This is a genomic window from Nonomuraea sp. NPDC049158 (assembly GCF_040648335.1).
Taxonomy (GTDB): Bacteria; Actinomycetota; Actinomycetes; order Streptosporangiales; family Streptosporangiaceae; genus Nonomuraea.
Genome location: NZ_JBEZDM010000053.1, coordinates 1 through 19,787, shown reverse-complemented (window position 1 = coordinate 19,787; position 19,787 = coordinate 1). Strand labels below are relative to the sequence as shown.

The window sequence follows — 19,787 nt, the reverse complement described above, 5'->3', positions numbered from 1 at the left end:
TGAGAAGCGACGGACGAGGGCGGTAATCCCCTACGCTGTGATCCAATCACCACTTTACGATCAGGTCCGAGTGGTGAAGGATATGTCGGGTGATCATCCCATCCCGTTCTTCCGCCGGCGCCGTCGCGCTCTTATCCGTGGCCCTTTTCCTCAACGGATCAGCGGTCAACGCGGACACGTCTGAAGCGACATCTCCCCCAGCGAAGACCACGACCGTCCCGGTCCCCGTCGCAGTCAAAGAACCTCACATCTCACTGACGGGCGGGATCGGCGGAGGCAGTGGCAAAGGCGGCTTCGAAATCTCCATACAGTTCGGCAACGCCGGAAAGGAGTCCGTGACCATCGTCGGGATTGGGCGCAGCGGGCCAGGAATGCAGCTGCTCAACCCCCAACGACGAGGGCCGTATGTGATTCTCCCTGGCGAGAGCATTGCTCTCCAACTCAAATATCGCGTGACAAATTGCAAGATCGTCCCCCGTGGGACGTGGCCGATACCACTCCGCGTACTCCGGCCGAAGGGCGAAGAAACCATTTATCCCGATCCCTCCATCGCGGGCGAGGAGGATCAGTGGTACCAGGAATTCGTTAAGAGCATCTGCGGTTCGAGATAGTCCGGCGCCTCGCTGATCGACGTCGGTTCGGCCGACTCGAACGCCTGACGCGTCCGTCCTCCACGTCAGCCTGCTCTCCAGCCTCGCAGAGCAGGCCAGACCACAGCCGGCGACCTTACTCCATCCGTAAATCAAAAAACCTGCGTCCGAATTATCTGGTCAGCGCAGATGCGGCGGCATGAACAGCGGACATGACGCCAGGTGAGCACGTCGATACGCGCCATCAATGCGTCCGATAATAACAACACGTCATGGCACGGGACGCGAATGCACCTGTCGTTCTACAGATCGTCATCCATGTCTGTAAGTGTTGCGTTTCCTTCGGACGGGACGGATCATTTCGATCATGGGTTGTGTCGCCGCCCAGGGGGGTGAGTCCCACACCGTTTCGTGCTCAGGAAGGACGATTCATGATCCGTCGCGCACTGGTCGCCGCAGCCCTGGCCACCACTGCCCTCGTCGCCCTCCCCACCGGCCCCGCGCAGGCCTCAGCCTGCCCGGAAAACTACCTCTGCATCACCACCTACTACTCCGACGCCACCCACACCACCGAGATCGGACTGAGAGAGGAACTCTGCGACGGCACCCTGTACGTCTGGGGTGTGCGCAGCAACTACTCGGACTACTACCGAGGCCCCTGCTGAGCGGTACGGAAAACGCCGGGCAGTTCGTTTCCAGCGATCCCGCCGAGACTCCGCCTTCGTGCTGACGAAGGACCTTTCATGATCCGTCGCGCCTCATCGCCCTAGCCTGGCCACCACCGCCCTCGTCGCCCTCCCGACCGGTCCCGTGCAGGCCAGGGCGTCGCGGACCTATGAGCCGTTTCCCGGCGAATCTGCCGGGTCCCATCTGCTTTCCCGCAATCAGGAAGGACGATTCATGATCCGTCGCGTACTCGGCATTGCGACCTTGGCCGCCGCCGCGCTCGCTGTCATACCGACCACCGCGCAGGCCGGCACGCTGGGTTTCCGCTGCCCGGCCGGCTACCAGTGCAACACGGCGTACTACTCCGACTCCGCGTACACCAACTTGGTCGGAGCCAAGACGGAATTCTGCGACGGTGAGGTCTCGAGCTGGGGCAGCATCACCCGCTACAGCGAGTGGAGCAAGAGCCCCTGCGGCTGAGCGAAGGCATGAGGCATACAGGCGGGGTCGCACACCGGCGGCCCCGCCGTTTCCGTTCTGGCGAAGCCGAAGACGCCGGCCGCGCCCGTTGTGAGCTCGCTCACAACCTGTCACAGCCGAGTAGGGCATGTCGTCTTAGAGGCCATGACAAACTCGGAACAGACCTCGGTATTGATCACCGGTGCCAACAAGGGACTCGGCCTCGAGGCGGCCCGGCGGCTCGGCGAACAGGGTTGGACGATCTTTCTCGGCTCGCGCGATGAGTGCCGGGGACAGGCAGCCGCCGACAAACTGGCCGACGGTGGCGCGAACGTGGTCATGGTCCCCCTGGACGTGACCTCCGACGAGTCGGTCACCGCTGCCGTACGAATCGTCCGGGAGCACACCGACCGGCTGGATGTGCTGATCAACAACGCCGGCGCGCCAGGAAAGGCCATCGCGCCGGCCGACGCGACGGTCGACGAGATTCACTCCGTCTACGACACCAACGTGTACGGACCGATCAGGGTCACGCAGGCGTTCCTGCCCTTGCTGCGGGCGGCCGATCATCCGCGGGTGGTGATGGTGTCCAGCGCCGCAGGTTCCTTCGCGGTCGTGACCGATCCGGAGCAGCCCGTCTCGAAAATGCACGAGCTCGCCTACAGCTCGTCGAAAGCGGCGCTGAACATGATCACCGTCCGGTACGCCAAGGCGCTCCCGGAGATCAAATTCAACATCGCCACCCCCGGAGAGGTCGTCAATCGCAAGTTCGCCGCCACCGACATGAACCATCACACCGGGCAGCTGACGGTCACCGAGGGCACCGACTCGATCGTGAGGCTCGCGACGATCGGCGCCGACGGACCGAGCGGGATCTTCGTCGATCGCCTCGGCCCCGTCGCCTGGTGACCGCCGCGCACCCGTGATCGACGGCCCTCGGATAACCTGCTGGACGTCGTGCGGAGGTGTCCACGTAGGAGAAGGCCAAGGAAATGAGCCGAGTGCCTGGACCAGCGGATGAGACGGGCGCGGTCGCGTACCGGCCGCTGCTGTTCTCCATCGCCTACGGCATGACGGGGTCGGTGGGCGACGCCGAGGACATCGTGCAGGACGCGTTCCTCGGCCTGACCCGGGCGCGCCAGGCGGGAACCACGATCACCGACCTGAAGGCGTACCTGACGACGACGGTGACACGGCTGGGCATCGACTACCTGAGGTCGGCGCGGGTGCGGCGGGAGACGTACGTGGGCGAGTGGCTGCCCGAACCGGTCGTCGTGACCGCCGATGGGCCGGGGCCGGTCGAGCACGCCGAACTGGCCGACTCGCTGTCGATGGCGTTCCTCGTACTGCTGGAGTCCCTTTCGCCGGTGGAGCGGGCGGTGTTCATGCTGCGCGAGGTGTTCGGGTACGGCTACCCGGACGTGGCCAGGATCACCGGCAAGACCGAGGTGAACTGCCGGCAGATCTTCACCCGCGCCAGGCAACGCATCGCCGCCGGGAGGCGGGGGCGCGACAGCGAGCCGTCCCCGGCGTCGCGCGACAGCCAGCCGCCCCCGGCACGGCGGGCGGAAGGCGAGAAGCTCGCCCGCAGGTTCTTCGAGGCCGCCGCGGGCGGCGACATGGACGCGCTGCTCGGCATGCTCGCGCCCGACGTCGTGTTCATCGGGGACGGTGGCGGCAAGGCGCAGGCGATCGGCAAGCCCGCGACCGAGCCCCGGCGCGTCGCGCAGTTGCTCGTCGGCGGGTTCCGCCGGGTCCGGATGCTCGGCGTCTCCTTCCGGCCGGCCTGGGTCAACGACCGGCCGGGCGCGGTGATGTACGACGCCGAGGGGCGCGTGGCCAGCGTGGTCGAACTCGACATCGCCGACGGCGTGGTCCAGGCGATCCATTCGGTGGCCAATCCCGACAAGCTCGGCCATCTCGGACCGGTATCTGACGTGGCGCGACTGCCGGAGAAGAACTGATCTCGCGTCCAAGCGAGTGGCGAGCACCGTAGATCCCAGCAAGCACCGTAGATCCCGGCAAGCGCCGTAGATCCGGGCGAGTCGCAAGCGCGGTGGAACGAGGCGGGCTGGGCGCGTCGGGACAAATTGGGCATTGACGAAAAATTCTTACATGTTTTGATGGATCAAGTCGGAAAGTTTCACCACCTCATCGGGGGACCCTGCAGAGCCCACCCCAAGGAGGAAGCGCATGGTGCGCCGCCAGCCCACTGACCCCCCACCCATCGACTTATACGCCTCCGTCCAAGGAGAGGTCTCCTGGTTCTGCTGCGGCACAGCCTGGGGACCGTGCAGCACCACCGGCAAGGGAGCCTGCGGCACCTGCAACTCGGGCAGCCTCCAGCACGCCTGGCCCAACACCTCCGACGCCTGCCTGGCCATCACCCACCCCGACACCTGCGGCGTCAGCCTCTCCCGGCGGACCTGCGGATTCCAGCACAAGATCACGGCGCTGTGCAGCGGTACCAGCGTCGTCACCGCCATCGCCGACTGCGGCCCGCAGACGGACCTGTTCTGTGGTGAGAAGAGCTGCTGCGGCGCGACCTGCGCCAGCAACCGCCTGATCGACCTCACCCCGGCCGCCTACAGCAAGATCGCCAGCCTCTCCGCCGGCCTGAGGCCCTGCGAGATCTCGACCCCCTAGGGAGCTGACGATGACCAGCAGACGGCAAATGCTCAAGTCCGCCCTGCTCGGGGGCGGGGCCGGCGTGGTCGCCGCGACCGCGCTGGGCTCGCTCGGCCCCGAGGCGGCGTTCGCCACGGCCAGGGCGCCCGAGGTGGAGCCCGGCACCGTGGACCCCAACTTCGCCGAGGGCCGAATCCGTTCCATCAAGGACAACACGCTCCTCGTCCTGGGCTCGAACATGGTCTTCCACAACATCCGGGTCGTGGACGGCACCAGCCTCTGGAAGCTGGGACCCGTCCCCTTCGACCAGGCCAAGCCGGGTGACGGCCTGTACGCCCGAGGTGTGCGGATGCCCGACGGGGTGCTCGCCGCCGAGTCGGTGTGGCTCAACATCGTCAACATCAAGGGCCACATCAAGAACATCACCAGCGACAAGATCCACCTCGACCACAACGGCCAAGAGGTCCTCTGCCACGTCGTGTCGGGCAAGTCGGTCGCCGTCCACTCCGAGTCACCGCCGACCGCGGACCTGTCGATGCTGCGGGTGAGCCAGCACGTACAGATCCTGGGCGCGTGGCGACCGGACACCAACGAGGTCGACATCGCCACCGTCTTCTCCCCCCACTAGGAGCGACACATGCAAGGGATCGCCGCGCTTCAGCCGTACGTGATCGCCCTCTTCCTCGTCTGGGCGGCCCTGATGAAATTGTTCAGCCGTCGAATGCGGGCGCAAGCCGGACGGACCGCACTGGCCCGGCTGGTCGGCTCGGCGCGCGCGATCCCCACGCTCCGCCTCGTCGGGGTGGTGGAGCTAGCGGTGGCGGCCGCACTGCTGCTGCCGCCCGCCACCCCTGAGGAGGGCGCGGCCGCCGCCGTGCTCTCGGCGGGGTTCCTCGCCTATCTCGCCTACGCGTACGCGGCCGCGCCCACGTCGTCGTGCGGCTGCCTGGGCGCGCACTCCCATCCCGTGGACGTGCGTGCCTTCGCCCGCGCCGGACTGCTGTGCGCCGCGGGCGTCGCGGCGGTCTGGGCAGGGCCGTACCCGCTGGATCCCCCGCTCGTCACGCTGGGCCTGGTGGAGGTCGTCGCCCTGCTGGGCCTCTCGGCCGAGCTGGACCGCTTCTGGCTGAGCCCACTGCGCCAGCTCCTCGTACGTCTCCGTCAGCCGCTGGCCGTGCGCTCGCCGGCGGAGATCCCGCTGGAGGTCTCGCTGCACCTGCTCTACCTCAGCCCGGCGTACTGCTCGGCGTCCGCGCAGCTCACCTCGGACGTCCAGGACGTGTGGGACGAGGACGGCCTGCGGTTCGTGGTGTACGGGGCGCGCGAGCGGACGGCCGTCTTCTCCATCCCCCTTGCCGGAGCCGACCCGTCGGCCGTCCGCGTCGCGCTCACCTGATGAGGGCGTCTGACCGTCGGCGTACGCCTATGCCGGTGCCAGGGCCTTGGAGCGGTCGGCGATGAGGTGGACGGCGATGCCGGCGAGCACGGTGCCCATGAGGTACCGCTGGATCCGCAGCCAGAGCGGGCGGCCGGCCAGGAAGGCGGCCAGCGTGCCTGCCGACACCGCGATCAGGGCGTTGACCAGGGTGCCGATGAGGATCTGGACCGAGCCGAGCGCGAGGCTCTGCAGCAGCACGTGCCCCATGGCCGGGTCGATGAACTGCGGCAGCAGCGAGAGGTACAGGATCGCGATCTTCGGGTTCAGCAGGCAGGTGAGCAGGCCCATGGCGAACAGCTTGCGCGGCGGCTCGATCGCCAGCTCGCGCGGCTCGAAGGCGGAGGTGCCGCCGGGCTTGACGGCGTTCCAGGCCAGCCAGAGCAGGTAGGCGGCGCCGGCCAGCTTGAGCACGGTGTATGCGGCGGGTACGTACGCGAAGATCGCCGTCAGGCCCAGGCAGGTGGCCGTCAGATAGACGGTGAACCCGAGCGCCACCCCGATGAGGGAGATCAGGCCGGCCCGGCGGCCCTGGGTGATGGAGCGCGACACCAGATAGATCATGTTCGGCCCGGGGGTGAGCACCATGCCCAGCGACACCAACGCGATTCCCAGCAGCCCACCCGTCATATGGGCAGATTAGCGGACATTGCGCCCGGCCACCTGTGAATACTCTGCGTAAGCGCACGGGTATGAGAGGTTCACCGGTGGCATCTATACGCCCCTTTCGGGAAGCTGTCATCCGAGCAGCACCCGAGAAGGGACCTCAGCGATGGATTTCAGGGACGATGCCAACCTCGATTCCTCACAGGTGGAGGACGTTGGCGGTAGTGGAGGGGGTGGGGGCGGCGGCGGTGGGTTCCCGGGCGGCATGGTCATCGGCGGCGGCGGCATCGTCAGCCTGATCGTGCTCGTCATAGTCTTCGTCCTGAACAACCTGGGCGGTGGAACCGAACAGCCGGCACAGCAGCGGCAGCCCTCCTCGAACCTGTCGCAGCAGTGCCGGACCGGCAAGGACGCCGACCAGTCGGAGAAATGCCGGGTTGTCGGCGTGGTCAACAGCATCCAGAACTACTGGAAGACCCAGATTTCCGACTATCGCCCGGCGAAGACCGTCCTGTACTCCGGCAGCCTGCGCACCGCCTGCGGCGCGGCCAGTTCGGCGGTCGGCCCCTTCTACTGCCCCGGCGACCAGCGCGTGTACCTGGACCTGAGCTTCTTCGACCAGTTGCAAAGCCAATTTGGCGCAAAAGGCGGCCCATTCGCACAGGCCTATGTAATCGCCCACGAGTACGGCCATCACGCCCAGGACCTCCTAGGCGAGCTCTCCCAGGGCAACTCGGTGGCCACGGAGTTGCAGGCCGACTGCTACGCGGGTGTGTGGGCCAAGCACGCCGTCGAGACCGGCTTCTACGAAAAGCCGTTCACCACCGCGGAGATGGCCGAGGCGCTCGACGCGGCGGCGGCCGTCGGCGACGACCGGATCCAGCAGCGTACGCAGGGCAGGATCGACCCGGAGTCGTTCACGCACGGCAGCTCCGAGCAACGCGTCAACGCCCTGAATCGCGGTTACAAGATCGGCGACCCGGCCAAATGCGCGCAGGCCGATCTTGTATAAGGGCGGCGTAGAACACGAGTAATCGGATTCTCTCCTAAAATCGTTGGGGTGATCTTTAAGCTTGTCGGTGACGGACGTCCTTATCCCGACCATGGTCTGACGCCCAGAGAGTGGGCGCAGATCCCCCCACGGCAGGTCCGGCTCGACTCGTTGATCACCACGAAGGCCATGCTGGACCTGCATTCCCTGCTCGCCGCCGACTCCACGTTCTACGGCGACCTCTTCCCGCATGTGGTGCAGTGGGAGGGCGAGCTCTACCTGGAGGACGGGTTGCACCGGGCGCTCCGGGCGGCCCTGCACCAGCGCTCGATCCTGCACGCCCGGGTCCTGGAGATGGTGCCCCGCTGAAAAAGAATTGTCGGACCCCTCCGGCAGGATGCCTCCATGGTCTCTTTTCAACTGGTGATCGACTGCGCCGCCCCCGGACGGATGGCGCGCTTCTGGGCTGACGGCTTGCGTTATGAGCTGGAGGAGCCGCCAGGCCACTTCGACACCTGGCGAGCCTACTGGCAGAGCATCGGCGTGCCGGAAGAGGAGCTCGACGACGGAGACTGCTCCGACAGCATCGTCGATCCGGAGGGTGGGGGCCCGCGGATCTGGTTCCAGCAGGTGCCTGAGGGCAAGGTGGTGAAAAACCGCTTCCACCTCGACATCAAGGTGGGCGGCAAGCGGGAGGAGGTCCCGCTGGCGATCCGCAGAGAGCGCGTGGACGCCGAGGTGACGCGGCTGGTCCGCGCGGGCGCCTCCGTCGTACGCGTGCTCGCCGAGCCCGGGGTGGACCACTACGCGGTGGCGATGGCGGACCCGGAGGGCAACGAGTTCGACGTCGTCTGAGGGGGTCGTCTCAGAGGGTCATCTGAGGGGCCGTCCGGCTCAGAGGTCGGCGGAGAGTTGGTGCGATGGACGAGGCCGTGGCGCGAGCGAAGTTCCTGGCAGCACGCAGCGCCAGGCTGGCCACCGTGGACGAGCAAGGGGCGCCGCACCTGGTGCCCATCGTCTTCGCCGTGGTGGACGACATGATCGCCTTCGCCGTGGACGACAAACCGAAGCGGACGACAGACCTCCGCAGGCTTCGGAACATCGCGAGCAACAACCAGGTGTGTGTCCTGGTCGACCACTACGCCGACGACTGGCGGCAACTGTGGTGGGCACGAGCCGACGGCACGGCCGCGCTCGTCGACGACGACACCACACGCGGCCAGTGGCTCGACCGGCTGGCCGCACGCTACGACCAATACGTGGAGCGACGCCCCGCCGGCCCGGTGGTCGCGATCACCGTCGCGCGGTGGAGCGGCTGGGCCTACGACGAGTAGGAGGGACGATGTCCGGCAGCCGCCTTCGGCTCGGCGCCTGCCTGTCCCTGTCGGGCGAGTACGCCAGATTCGGCAGGCAGGCCGGACTCGCCCTGGACATCTGGCGGTCCACGACCGGCGCGGCAGACCTCCTCATCGAGGACGACGGCAGCGATCCCGAACGGCTGGCCGCCCTCCTCCCCAGGTTGTCGGCGGAGTGCGACCTCCTGCTGGGCCCCTACTCCACCCTCCTCATGCGAAGAGCGGGAGCCATCGCCGCGGCCCTGGATCGCCTGATCTGGAACCACGGCGGATCAGGCGACGACGTGGAGACCGCCCACCCCGGCCATGTCGTGTCCGTGCTGACACCGGCGAGCCGCTACGCGGAGCCCTTCGTCCGGCACCTCGCCGCCCGCGAAGATCCCCACCCGCTCCTGATCGTCGCCGGCAAGGGCCGTTTCGGCCGTCAGGTCGCCGACGGCGCCGAGCGCCTGGCGCGCGCCCTCGGGATACACACCATCCGCCGCCGCCCGAGCACACCGGAGGGCTACACCGGCTCACTCGAAGAGGACTGGGACCTCTTCCGCGCCGACTCCTGCGAGGAGGGCTGGGATCTCTTCTGCGCCGGCTCGTTCGAGGAAGACGTGGAAACGGTCACGTCGGCCAGATCACTGCCGACGCCTCCACAGAACGTCTGCGCCGTGGCCGCGGGCGTTCGCGAGTTCGGCCAGGCCGTCGAGGAACCCCTGGGCATCTACGGTGTCGGGCAGTGGTTCCCAGGGAGCGGCGGTCATGTCGAGTTGTCCATGAGCGAGGACGACTTCCTGAGCGCCTACCGGAAACGCTCCGGGTCACTCCCCGACTATCCAGCAGCCCAGGCCGCGGCCGCTGCCGCGATCGCGACACACTGCGCCCGGCAGGCGGCCGGCACCACACGTGAGGCGCTGTGGGATACCGCCGTGGCACTGGAGACAACCACCATGTTCGGCGCCTTCAAGGTGGATCCCCGCACGGGTGCCCAGATCGGGCACCAGCCGGCACTCACCAGATGGGGCGCCGAAGGCCCCACCATCGTGACAACAAGCCCCAAGGCCCCGCCGTCGTGACGACAAGGCCCCGCCGCCCCAAGGCCCCGCCGTCGTGACGGCAAGCTCCCGCCGCCCCAAGGTCCCGCCGTGGCAAAGTCCTCGCTCGGCCTGGCCTCAGCCGGAAGTCAGCCTTGCGGGCGCGCGCCCAAGGCCTCGGCCCAGCCCATGTCCTCATAGGTGACCTGCAGCGTCGGCGTCGATTGCCCTTGTTCGCGGAACTCGTAGGAGAGCAACTCCGCCGTCTCGTCGTCCACGATCAGTCGAGCCTCGCCCGCAGCGTCCCCATTCCCTGCCGTGGGCCGCGCCAGGGCGACCCCGGTGCGCCCCAGCGAATCGGTGACCTCGCCCAGCGACTTGATCGCGGGCTGTTCGGCAAGCAGCCGGTAGAGGGCGGAGCGAGTCCCAGGGCTGATCGGACCAGCCAGCAAGTCCTGCGCCGCCGACCACACGTATTCGGTGAACTCCGGCTTGGCGGGCCACCAGTCGCTTGCGGACTCCTCGTCGAACAGCCGCCGCAACTGGCTCTCCAGCCTGTCCTTGCTGGTCGGCAGCTTGAGCAGGTGCCGGACTGTGAAGTTGTGGTTGCCGATCTGAAAGTGGAGTTCCATGTCGTAGTCGTTGGTCGACGGCTTCTCCTCGGCCAGGGCGGGCGAGCCCAGTTGCTTCCACTTCGCCTCGTCCGCCGAGGAAGCGAAGGCGATCTTCGGGTCCTGACCCGTCACGGTTCGGCTGGGCGCGCCCTTTTCGCTCGCGTACCAGCTGTCCTGGGTACTCGCCACGGTCGCCGAGAAGGGGATCTTCTGCCGTTGCGGCTTTTTGCGTTTCTTCCCGAAGTAATGCGCCGGCTGGGAGGTGCGTTGACGCGTGTACCAGTAGGGGCCTGACGTGGCCGGCTCGCGGGCGGCGGTCTCGGCTGCGGCCAGCAGGACGGACCGGGCGTCCAGGGATTGTGTACGGGGGGAATGCGAGGACCGTGAACCGTCCCTGGAGGGCGGCGCACTGGCAATCGATGGCGGGCCGGCCGGGACGACTCCGCCGCTGCCCAGAACCACGACGACGGCCGCCGAGGCAAGGGCCGTTCCGGCGATGGCCCCCACCACGGCACGGGTCCGCCTGGCCCGGCGTCCCCGGCGTACCAGAGCCGACACCGGCGCGGGCGTGACCGGTTCACGCTGAGCGAGAGTCCGCAAGGCCTGTGCGAACTCTTCATGATCGTCGTTCATCGCGTCGCCTCCTGGTTGTCCCGCAGAGCCGTGCGCAGCCGCGCCATCGCTCTGGAGTGCTGACTCTTGACTGTGCCGACCGTGCAGCCCAGGGCCGCCGCGACCGCTTTCTCCGTCAAGTCCTCGTAGTGCCGGAGCACGACGATGGCGCGCTGCCTGCGCGGCAGGGAGAGCAGCGCGCGGCGTAAATCCTCGTGCGGCTCGTACGGCCCGGACCGAGGATCGGCGTGATCAGGCGGGTCGGCAGTGGGCAGTTCCCGTTGACCTCGCCGCCACCAGCTGACGTTCCCATTGACCAACATGCGGCGCAGATAGGCATGCGGGTCGGTGGGACCTACGCGTCGCCACCGCACGTACAGCCGCACCAGGCAGTCCTGGAGCAACTCCTCGGCCCGGTGGCGGTCGCCGGTGAGCAGGATGGCGACGGCCATGTGCCTGTTCCAGGCCGCCTCGGCGAAGGCGGCGTACGCGGCGTCTTCCGTTGGATCACTCACATGGCCTCAACGCGGAGGTGCCGGAAAAAGGTTGGCAGAAAGCCAGGATTGTTTCCGCGCCTCGTACCGGCCGGGGCCGCCGATGCGCCTGCGGTGGGAGTGCGTCGCCACGATGGCCGTACCCGCGATCATCGAGCGCCGCTGGCACCTGATGCCGCTCGCCAGAGTCAGCTAGTGCCCCACGTCATGTCCTCCGACAAGATGACATACTCCGTCACCTGCACCTGAGAGGAGCCGACGGTGGCCCTTGAGTGGACCGCGCTGTCCCCCGCTGACATGCCGGCGATCGCCGATCTCGCACGGCGGTGCGTGGCGCACGACGGCGGGCTCCAGGCGACCGCGTCCCCGTCCTTCCTGGAACGCAGGTATGCAGCGGGGATGGCCGTGGGCGCGTTCGCCGACGGCCGCCTGGTGGCCTGCGGGGCCGTGCGCCCCGTGGGCGACGCGTCGACGGCGACCGGTCTGGTCGACCCGGGGCATCGGGGAAAAGGGCTGGGGTCGGGCCTGCTGGACCGGCTGATCGGGGAGGCGCGGCCGGTCCGGCTGATCGGGGAGGCGCGGCCGGTCCGGCTGATCGGGGAGGCGCGGCCGGTCCGGCTGGAGACGGAGTCGGTGACCCCGGAGGCCCACGCGCTGTTTCTCTCGCGCGGGCTCCGGCAGACGTTCGCCGAGGACATCTACCGGCGTGACCTGAGCCGACCGCTGCCGCCAGAGCCAGAGCCAGAGCCGGAACTGGAGCTGGAGCTGGAGCTGGAGGTCCTGGAATGGTCGCGGGACACCGAAGGGGTCTTCTACGAGGCCTACTCCGCGTCCTTCGCCGACCGTCCCGGTTTCCCCGGCTGGTCGCGGGAGGAGTGGGTGGACTGGCTGGTCGACGACGAGTTCCTGCCCGAGTGCTCGCTGGTGGCACGCGGAGCGGGCGGGACCGCCGGCTTCGTGGCGTGCGCGGAAGGGTTCTTGATCCAGATCGGCGCCGTGCCCGGGTGGCGGCGGCGCGGGCTCGCGCGGGCACTGGCGGTCGCCGCGCTCGGCCGCATGCGTACACGCGGCGCGACGGAGGTCTTCCTGGACGTCAACGTCAACAACCCGGCCTCGGCCGCTCTCTTCCGCGGCCTCGGATTCGAGGTGATCGCCCGCCGGGCCCGCTACGAACCGGTGGACTGACCCCGCGCGTCAGCGGACCTTCGGCACCGGCTGGGCGCGGCGGGCGGCCTCGGCCCGGAGCCGGCGCCTCAGCTGTTTGCCGTGGCGGAGAAAGGAACGGGTCCGCAGGCGGCGGTCCTCGGGCAGGCTCCAGTCGGGCAGCGCGCGCTCGATCGCGACGCTGAGCCGATCGTCGCCTTGGGCGGTGGCGGTGCCGAGCAGTACGACGTTCTCCTGCCACCGCATGCCGGGATCGTGCCGGTGGAAGGTCAGGCAGACCGGCCCCGGTACGGCGGCCACACCAGCCGGCAGGTCCAGCTCGTACCCGATCGAGGTGGGCGAGAAGGCACGCGCGGGCACGGACACGGGCCGGCCGTCCGCCACCGCCGACACGATCGGCCGGCCCAGGTCGCGGGCCCGGCGGGCGTACGGGCGCCAGTCGGCGGGCGGCGCGGAGCGGCCGGGCAGGCGGGGACCCGAGGGGGCCGGATCAGAGGCGGGGGCCGTGGTGCCGGGCGGGCAGGTCCAGGTCAGCGGGTCGTGGGTCAGGTCGCCGCCGGGCCACCAGGTGATCCGCTCGGGGGTCACCTCGATGTAGATCCGCGCGAAATACCAGGTCAAGCGCTTGAGGAGGAACCGCGGCAGCCCCGCGAAGGCGTCCGGGATCTTGACCTGGGAGTCGCGGAGGTACCGGTCGGTGTTGGCCTGCAGGTCAGCGTCGCGGACCGTGGCGCGGCCCTGCACCAGCACCACCGGATCGCCCTCGAACAGCAGGGCGACGCGCGGATCGCGGCGCGCCCGCTCGGCTTTGTCGGGATAGGTCAGGCCGGTGCTGACGTCGATCGTGCCGCCGGGCCCGGTGTACGGAGTGACGGGCCAGGTGATGGGCCGTTCGTCGCGGGTGAGCGAGGTGTAGGCGCACACCACAGAACTCCGGAACGTCGTGGCGGGAAGCGTGATGGTCATGGCCGCACACGCTAATGAGGAGGTCTTGGGCCCCACTTGAAGCCGATCTTCCAGGCTCCCTCAAGAGCGAAAAGCCACGATGTCGGCATCCCTCCAGAATGCGAAGGAGTACGACCATGCGCACCGCCGCACACCCGAACCTGCCGCAGATCACCCTGCCCGGCCAGGCCGCCGCCGCGCCGGGGCCGCTCGACATGAGCAACATGTACCTGGCGCACTACGGCTTCCGCCGCGACCTCGGCCACCTGATCACCGCGATCGGCCGGGTCCGCCTCGGCGACCGCCCGCGCGTCACCGCCCTGCGCGAGCACCACGCGTGGGTGCTGTTCGTGCTGCACCACCATCACACCGCCGAGGACGAGACGGTCTGGCCGCGGCTGCGGGAGCGGGCGCCGGAGGCGATCGGCACGATCGACGCGCTGGAGGCCGAGCACGAGGCCTGCGACCACTGGCTCCGCGAGAGCACGGAGGCCTTCCAGGCGTTCGACGCCGGCCCGTCGGAGCAGGGGCGCGAACGGCTCATGGTCGCCCTGCGCGCGCTGGGCGAAACCCTCGGCGCGCACTTGGCGCACGAGGAGACCGATGGGATCCCGCTGATGATGGCCCACATCACGCCGGAGGAGGACGCGGAAATGCACAAGACGCTCACGAAGCAGTACGGGCTCCACAAACTGATCATGCTGCTCGGCTGGATCACCTCCGAGCTGCCGGCCGACGTCGAGGCCCACCTGCGCAAGACCTCGCCCAGGCCGTTACTGCTGCTCAGCACCCTTGCCGGAGGCCGATACCGGCGGCGCATGTCCTACCTGTGGGGGTGAGCCAGCTCCCGCTCCACGCTTTCGGCGTGCTCGGCATGCCGCCGCGCCGCCTCGGCGTCACCCAGGGCCTCGGCCAGCTGCGCCAGCGACCGGCTGACCGGCCACATCAGCATGCTCAGCCCGGAGATCCCCATGCGGTCGGCGTACGGGGACGCCTCCTCGTACAGATCGGCGCAGGCCTGCCGGTCGCCCAGCGCCGCCCAGATCTCGCAGCGGACGACCAGCCAGAACAGGTAGACGAAGGTGCGTGGGATCGGCGATTGCCGCTCCCACGGCCCAAGCGCCTTGCGCGCCTCCTCCAACCGGCCGCTGACCACCAGGTAGTGGGCGTACCCGTCCAGGTTGAACTGGTCGAGCTGCTCGTGCGAGATCTCCAGCGGCGGCTGCGGAGTATCCGCTGTCCCACGGCGCAGGCGCATGAGCGCGATCTGGTACGTGGCGCCGGCCGTGGTCGACTCCGCACCCCACATCGAGGTCGCTCGCTGCTCGGCGTCGGTGGCCGCGAGCAGCGACTCGGCCGCCTCCAGGTCGCCGCGTTGGATGATGACGCCGAGCCGCAGCCAGTCCAGGATGATGCGCAGGTACGGCATGTGCGTACGGCCGATCAGCCGCTCCGCCTCGGCCAGCACGTCCAGAGCCGCCCGCACCCGACACAGCTCCAGCAGCGTGCCGCCCTGGCAGGTGAGCCCGATCGTGCGCAGCTCGTCGTCGCCCGCCTCCAGCCCGGCGCGGGCCATCTCCTCGCCCGCCGCCAGCCGCTGGCGCACCGAGTCCGGGTCGAGCAGCGCGTAGTAGCGGGCGAACAGCACCCGGCCGAGCAGCGTCGCGTCGTTCTCCTGGCGGGCCAGCCGCACCGCCTCCGCGCTCCACTGGTCCCGCTCCGCGGGGTCCCGCCCCGGCTGGTAGTACGCCTGGAGCGCCAGGCAGGCCAGCACCCGGGCCCGGGCCGGCGGCTCCAGCCCTTCGTCGGCGGCCAGCTCCGTCAGATCCGCCAGCAGATCGGCGTCGTAATCGCCGTAGACCTTCCAGGGCTGCAGGATGCGGCCGCCGTACCCGGTCGCGGCCTCGATCCAGCGGCGCCGATCGCCCGCCTGCTTGGCCAGGCGGCGCAGCCGCGTCAGCTCGGCCTCCTGCCCCGCCGAGTCGCCCGCCCCGAACCTCGCCTCGGCCAGCGCGAACAGCAGGTCCATCCGCTCGGCCGGGCCCAGCTCGGGGTCGTCCTCGGCCACGCGGTCGGCCCGCTCCAGCAGCTCGACGGCCACGTCGTACGCGCGCAGCCGTTTGGCCTCCTCGGCCGCCCGCCACGCCGCCCGCCAGGCCCGCGCGGTGTGGCCGGCCGGAATCGCCTGGAACCAGTGGTGCGCGGCGGCAGCCAACCGGTCGGAGGCCGAGCCGCCGGTACGTGACTCGATCGCGGCGGCCACGGCGGCGTGCAGCCGGGCCCGTCGCAGCACCGGCACCACCTCGGTGAGCGCCTCCTGCACCAGCGCGTGCACGAACCGGAACCGGCCGGGCCGCCCCTCCGCGACCAGGGCGGCGGCCATGGCCGGCTCCAGCCGGTCCAGCGCGCTGTCCAGGTCGAGCCCGGCGGCCTCGGCCACGATCGTCACGTCGAACTCCCGCCCGGCCACCGCCGCCACCCGCAACAACTCGGCGGACGACTCGGGCAGCCGGTTCACCCGGCCGAGCACGACGTCCCGCACGCCCAACGGCAGCGTGCCGCGGCCCGGCGAGCCGGCTTCCAGGTAACGCAGCAGCTCCGTGACGAAGAAGGGATTGCCGTTCGTGCGGTCCCTGAGCGCCCGGACGTCCGTGCCCGCCGGGGTCAGTTCGGCCAGTTCGGAGGCCGAAAGGCCGGACAGCGGCAGCCGCACCGCCTGGCGGCGCGAAAGCGCCTCGAACGCCTCGGCCAGCGCGCCCTCCGGCGGCGGCCAGTCGCGTGCCGTGCCGACCACGGCCAGCCTGCCGTCCAGCACATACCCGGCCAGGTAGCTCAGCAGCCGCAGCGAGGACCGGTCCGCCCAGTGCAGGTCGTCCAGCACCACCAGCACCGGCCGCGGGCCCGCGGTCAGCGCCCGTGCCGCCGCCTCATAGGTGCGAAACCTCGCGCCCTCGGGGTCGGTCCCGGTCGCGGAGCCGACTCCGGGCAGGTTCGCGCGCACGTCGGCGGGCAGCGGCGGCAGCGTGTCGGCCAACCGCTCCAGCACCGTCACCCACGGCCAGAACGCCGGCGCGCCCTCCGTCGCCGCGCACCGCCCCACCGCGACCGTGAAACCCCGGGCCCGGGCCCGGCTCACCAACGCCTCGGCCAGCCGCGTCTTGCCGACCCCCGGCTCCCCGGTGATCAGCGAGAACGCGGTGCGGCCCGCCGCCACCGCTTCCAGCAGCCCGTCCAGCGCGGCCAGCTCCTCCTCCCGGCCCGTGATCCCCCGCTCGGCCACCCGCGGCTCGGGCGGCCGCGACGGCCGATGGGGGAACAGCGCGGGGGATTGGTCGAGGATGTCGCGTTCCAACGCGCGCAACTCCTCGCCCGGGTCGATGCCGAGTTCCTCGGCCAGGATCCGGCGGGCCGTGCGCAGCGTCTCCAGAGCCTCGCCCTGGCGGCCGCTCCGGTAGAGCGCCAGCGCGCGCAACGCCCACAGCCGTTCGCGCAGGGGGTGCTCGCAGGTCAGGGCCTCCAGCTCACCCAGCAACTCGCCGTGGCGGTCCTGCTGGATGGCCGCGCTCACCCGCAGCTCGCGGGCCCGCTCCCGGGCCTCGGTGAGCCGCGCTCTGACCGCGGTCACATACGCCTGACCGTCCAGGTCCTGGTACGGCTCACCGCGCCACAGCGCCAGCGCCTCGTCCGCCAACCGCTCCGCCTCGGCCGGCTCGGCCGCCTGCTCGGCCTGCCCGACCAGACGCAGGAACCGCGTCGAATCCACCTGCTCCGGCTCGATCGCCAGCGTGTAGCCCACCGGCCCGAACATCAGCAACCGGCTCTGCGCCCTGGCCCGGCGTCCGGGCTCCAGTAAGCGGCGCAGATTGGACACGTACGAGTGCAGCGACGCCATCGCCTCGGCCGGCGCCTCCTCGCCCCACAACCGGTCGATCAGCGCGGCCGGGGCCACCGGCCGGCCCTCCGCCAGCACCAGCACGCTCACCAGCGCCCGCAATTTCAGCGAGGTGATCTGACACGACCGCCCGTCGTCACCGACGACCTCCAGCGAGCCCAGCACACGGATGTCCACAGCGCTACCACCCTCATGAAATCGCCTGATCTTACGACAAGAGGAAGGCGGGCGGCCGACTACTAGGCGAATGGGTGCGGCACCTGATGCAGTTCTGAATCATCCAGGTCGGTGGTTCGCCATCCGGCGCGCCGGAACGCGTTACGGGTTCGGGGCATGTGCAGGGCGCGCTGCCGCGACCAGCCGAAATCCATGGGAAGTAGTCCCGGTGCGATCACGCGCACTGTGCGCAAGCCCAACAGCTCCTGTTCCGGAGCCGTCTGGTCGACGACAAGTACGTCCAGACCGGCATCGGTCAACAGATCGCGGCAGTACGACAAGTCCGTCAGCAGGTCTGTGCTCCTGGGCCGAGTCTGTTGCCACTCCTTGTACAGCTCGGCCATGGGGGTCAGATGTCTGTTCGACAAAAGGAAGTCGGCATGGTGCTTCATTCTCGGCGACGCGAACAGTGCCGGATGGTCGATCAGCGTGCGGACCTTGCCGAAGTCCTCGGTCATCGCCTGGACCTCATCAGCACGTCTGGTGAACTGATCGGGCATGGTCGGTGCGAAGGAGGCGACCTCTGACAGCGCGGATGCGACAGCCTCCTCCGGGTCCAGAGACGCGCCGGACGCGAAGGTCAGCGTACCGGGACCGCCATCTCGGCGGACCGCCACCGCGAGCACAGCGGGCACCGACAGGTCGATTCTCATGTCGAACAGGCGCACGTCGTAGCCGCAGAGCCGCAGCCGGTCGATCATGAAGAGGGACTCGTCGCGACACGTGGCCGGATCGATCTCGGGCAGCGATACTTTGCCGTACCACGCGAGCATGAAAGAATCACGCTCGATCAGTTCGAGCATTCCATGCAGAGTCGCCTCTTCGAGGCTTGCACCGCTCGCACAGCCGCTGGAGCACTCCATGACGAAGTTGTGGTCGCGCTCCGCCCCGCCGTAGTAGACGGTGCGCTGCGGCACCAGAACTGCGCGCCGGTCACGTAGTGAGTAACCCCAGACCCAGGGAATCGGCTGATCAGGGTCGAATCTCGAGTACGCACCCGATTCGTAAACCTTGTCCGCGTAGACCCCGCATTCTCGGGGGTCGAGCGCCGCCGCGGACAATTCGTGAAAGCTGTCCACCGTGACTGTGGTCCACCGCCGTTGCTCAAGTCCGGCATAACGTTCAAGCGCTTCGAACAGCCCGCTGATCTCGCTGGTTTCGAATGAATTGGTCTGGCCGCTCCATTGGATCTCCTGCAGACGGATACCGTCGTGAAATTGAAACATGCCGTAACTCGGCGACGTGGTAGGAGATAGGTCGTCGCGGTGCGCGTAGCGGCCGACCACGCCGCAGATCGGATTTGTCAGTGCCGAGACCGGCAGGTCGTAGTCACCCAGGTGAAACTGCCGGTAGCGGTTCGGAGCCGGTTTCGATATCGAACGCAGGTTGAGTACGGCGCCGGCCGCGGTATCCGGTTCACGCGGCATACATAACGGACATGCGGCGTCCATCAGCAAGTCGAACCGGGACACCCGCAGGGTCCGCAGATTCAGTTCGTAAACAGGGGCGATCCCCGGGCGATGACTTCGGCCTTCCATGGCGTGGGTCCGCAGCAGGTTCCACAATCGCCAGATCGCGTCAAGTGCGAATGGCGTCAAGTACGGCGAGGAAGCCGTCGACCGTAGCTGCCGTCCACGTTCGATCGCATCACGTTCCGGTGCGGCGCGCAGGCGTTGCCACCGCAGGGACAGACATCGCACGCACGGGGCCGAGCGGCTCTGTTCGGCGACCACCGGTCCGAGGATGGCCGACCCCGCGGTGAAAGAGATCGGAACGAGGCCTCGACTTTTTTCCGCTTCCGGTAGGCGCGGGTGAGTCGCGTCGCGTAGACCGAGCACCGCCACGTCGGGCAGGTCTCCCTTGTCCAGCCGCGAATCCAGGTAGCGAAGGAGCTTGTTCGGCGCCGATTCGCAGGTCTCATTGTCATGCTCCGCCACTGATGAAACCCTCCGCCTTTCGCGCGAGATAGAACGAGCTCTTCTGACTTACGGCGCCATGTTCGAGGGGAGTCGGGGGGCCTGGGGTTGCGCCGGGGGGCGCACGCCGGACCCGGGGGGAAAAACCCGCGGCGCGGCGGGGGGAGGGTGGGTGGAGGGGA

At 69.0% G+C, this 19,787-nt stretch carries 22 protein-coding genes; 16 read left to right on the top strand and 6 right to left on the bottom strand.

The features are described 5' to 3' along the window. Positions 1–89 precede the first annotated feature (89 nt). The 8 genes from AB0B61_RS52885 to AB0B61_RS52850 all read left to right on the top strand — a co-directional run bounded on the left by AB0B61_RS52885 (position 90) and on the right by AB0B61_RS52850 (position 5,739). The gene (locus AB0B61_RS52885; protein ID WP_358449111.1) at positions 90–611 is read left to right on the top strand and encodes a hypothetical protein; all 522 of its coding nucleotides are present in this window, start codon (positions 90–92) and stop codon (positions 609–611) included. A 410-nt stretch (positions 612–1,021) separates the two neighbouring features. Further along, positions 1,022–1,255 (top strand): DUF6289 family protein, encoded by a 234-nt coding sequence (locus tag AB0B61_RS52880; protein WP_358449109.1) that lies wholly within the window; start codon positions 1,022–1,024, stop codon positions 1,253–1,255. A 235-nt stretch (positions 1,256–1,490) separates the two neighbouring features. Further along, positions 1,491–1,736, top strand: a complete 246-nt coding sequence (locus AB0B61_RS52875) for a DUF6289 family protein (RefSeq protein ID WP_358449107.1) — start codon at positions 1,491–1,493, stop codon at positions 1,734–1,736. Between the two features lie 144 nt (positions 1,737–1,880). Continuing rightward, positions 1,881–2,624 (top strand): SDR family oxidoreductase, encoded by a 744-nt coding sequence (locus AB0B61_RS52870; RefSeq protein WP_358449105.1) that lies wholly within the window; start codon positions 1,881–1,883, stop codon positions 2,622–2,624. Positions 2,625–2,716: 92 nt separating this feature from the next. Beyond that, positions 2,717–3,679, top strand: coding sequence for an RNA polymerase sigma factor SigJ (gene sigJ / locus AB0B61_RS52865; protein WP_358449103.1), 963 nt, complete (start codon positions 2,717–2,719; stop codon positions 3,677–3,679). A 229-nt stretch (positions 3,680–3,908) separates the two neighbouring features. Next, positions 3,909–4,361: a hypothetical protein gene (locus tag AB0B61_RS52860; RefSeq protein WP_357937936.1), complete on the top strand. Its 453-nt coding sequence runs from the start codon at positions 3,909–3,911 to the stop codon at positions 4,359–4,361. Between the two features lie 10 nt (positions 4,362–4,371). Then, the gene (locus AB0B61_RS52855; protein ID WP_358449101.1) at positions 4,372–4,971 is read left to right on the top strand and encodes a cell wall protein; all 600 of its coding nucleotides are present in this window, start codon (positions 4,372–4,374) and stop codon (positions 4,969–4,971) included. 9 nt (positions 4,972–4,980) lie between these two features. Further along, positions 4,981–5,739, top strand: a complete 759-nt coding sequence (locus tag AB0B61_RS52850) for a MauE/DoxX family redox-associated membrane protein (RefSeq protein ID WP_358449099.1) — start codon at positions 4,981–4,983, stop codon at positions 5,737–5,739. A gap of 27 nt (positions 5,740–5,766) precedes the next feature. Here the strand turns inward: AB0B61_RS52850 and AB0B61_RS52845 are convergent, their stop codons facing one another. Next, positions 5,767–6,408, bottom strand: a complete 642-nt coding sequence (locus tag AB0B61_RS52845) for a LysE family translocator (RefSeq protein ID WP_358449097.1) — start codon at positions 6,406–6,408, stop codon at positions 5,767–5,769. A gap of 142 nt (positions 6,409–6,550) precedes the next feature. Between AB0B61_RS52845 and AB0B61_RS52840 the strand changes: the two genes are divergently transcribed. The 5 genes from AB0B61_RS52840 to AB0B61_RS52820 all read left to right on the top strand — a co-directional run bounded on the left by AB0B61_RS52840 (position 6,551) and on the right by AB0B61_RS52820 (position 9,794). After that, positions 6,551–7,396 (top strand): neutral zinc metallopeptidase, encoded by an 846-nt coding sequence (locus AB0B61_RS52840; protein ID WP_358449095.1) that lies wholly within the window; start codon positions 6,551–6,553, stop codon positions 7,394–7,396. A gap of 48 nt (positions 7,397–7,444) precedes the next feature. Further along, positions 7,445–7,744, top strand: a complete 300-nt coding sequence (locus AB0B61_RS52835; RefSeq protein ID WP_358449093.1) for a type II toxin-antitoxin system VapB family antitoxin — start codon at positions 7,445–7,447, stop codon at positions 7,742–7,744. A gap of 36 nt (positions 7,745–7,780) precedes the next feature. Further along, a complete protein-coding gene (locus AB0B61_RS52830; RefSeq protein WP_358449091.1) occupies positions 7,781–8,230 on the top strand; it encodes a VOC family protein in 450 nt (149 codons plus the stop codon). A gap of 65 nt (positions 8,231–8,295) precedes the next feature. Next, positions 8,296–8,709 carry a TIGR03668 family PPOX class F420-dependent oxidoreductase gene (locus AB0B61_RS52825; protein ID WP_358449089.1) on the top strand — a complete coding sequence of 138 codons (414 nt, stop codon included), beginning with the start codon at positions 8,296–8,298 and terminating at the stop codon, positions 8,707–8,709. An 8-nt stretch (positions 8,710–8,717) separates the two neighbouring features. Further along, positions 8,718–9,794: an ABC transporter substrate-binding protein gene (locus AB0B61_RS52820; RefSeq protein WP_358449087.1), complete on the top strand. Its 1,077-nt coding sequence runs from the start codon at positions 8,718–8,720 to the stop codon at positions 9,792–9,794. A 107-nt stretch (positions 9,795–9,901) separates the two neighbouring features. Here the strand turns inward: AB0B61_RS52820 and AB0B61_RS52815 are convergent, their stop codons facing one another. Together AB0B61_RS52815 and AB0B61_RS52810 are read right to left on the bottom strand one after the other, a co-directional pair. Further along, on the bottom strand, positions 9,902–10,999 hold the full coding sequence (locus tag AB0B61_RS52815; protein WP_358449085.1) for a CU044_5270 family protein: 1,098 nt from the start codon (positions 10,997–10,999) through the stop codon (positions 9,902–9,904). Further along, positions 10,996–11,493, bottom strand: coding sequence for a SigE family RNA polymerase sigma factor (locus AB0B61_RS52810; protein WP_358449083.1), 498 nt, complete (start codon positions 11,491–11,493; stop codon positions 10,996–10,998). Before AB0B61_RS52810 ends, AB0B61_RS52815 begins: the two co-directional genes overlap by 4 nt. A gap of 31 nt (positions 11,494–11,524) precedes the next feature. Between AB0B61_RS52810 and AB0B61_RS52805 the strand changes: the two genes are divergently transcribed. After that, a complete protein-coding gene (locus tag AB0B61_RS52805) occupies positions 11,525–11,668 on the top strand; it encodes a hypothetical protein (protein WP_358449081.1) in 144 nt (47 codons plus the stop codon). A gap of 65 nt (positions 11,669–11,733) precedes the next feature. After that, on the top strand, positions 11,734–12,657 hold the full coding sequence (locus AB0B61_RS52800) for a GNAT family N-acetyltransferase (protein ID WP_358449079.1): 924 nt from the start codon (positions 11,734–11,736) through the stop codon (positions 12,655–12,657). A 9-nt stretch (positions 12,658–12,666) separates the two neighbouring features. Here AB0B61_RS52800 and AB0B61_RS52795 read toward each other — a convergent pair whose 3' ends face one another. After that, positions 12,667–13,602: a hypothetical protein gene (locus AB0B61_RS52795; RefSeq protein ID WP_358449077.1), complete on the bottom strand. Its 936-nt coding sequence runs from the start codon at positions 13,600–13,602 to the stop codon at positions 12,667–12,669. Positions 13,603–13,718: 116 nt separating this feature from the next. Here AB0B61_RS52795 and AB0B61_RS52790 point away from each other — a divergent pair, with 116 nt between their 5' ends. After that, complete coding sequence (locus AB0B61_RS52790) at positions 13,719–14,420, top strand: hemerythrin domain-containing protein (protein WP_358449075.1); 702 nt, start codon at positions 13,719–13,721, stop codon at positions 14,418–14,420. Here AB0B61_RS52790 and AB0B61_RS52785 read toward each other — a convergent pair. Then, positions 14,405–17,650: a BREX system ATP-binding domain-containing protein gene (locus AB0B61_RS52785; protein WP_358449073.1), complete on the bottom strand. Its 3,246-nt coding sequence runs from the start codon at positions 17,648–17,650 to the stop codon at positions 14,405–14,407. The genes AB0B61_RS52790 and AB0B61_RS52785 overlap by 16 nt on opposite strands. A 62-nt stretch (positions 17,651–17,712) precedes the next feature. Then, complete coding sequence (locus AB0B61_RS52780) at positions 17,713–19,626, bottom strand: TOMM precursor leader peptide-binding protein (RefSeq protein WP_358449071.1); 1,914 nt, start codon at positions 19,624–19,626, stop codon at positions 17,713–17,715. Positions 19,627–19,787 lie beyond the last annotated feature (161 nt).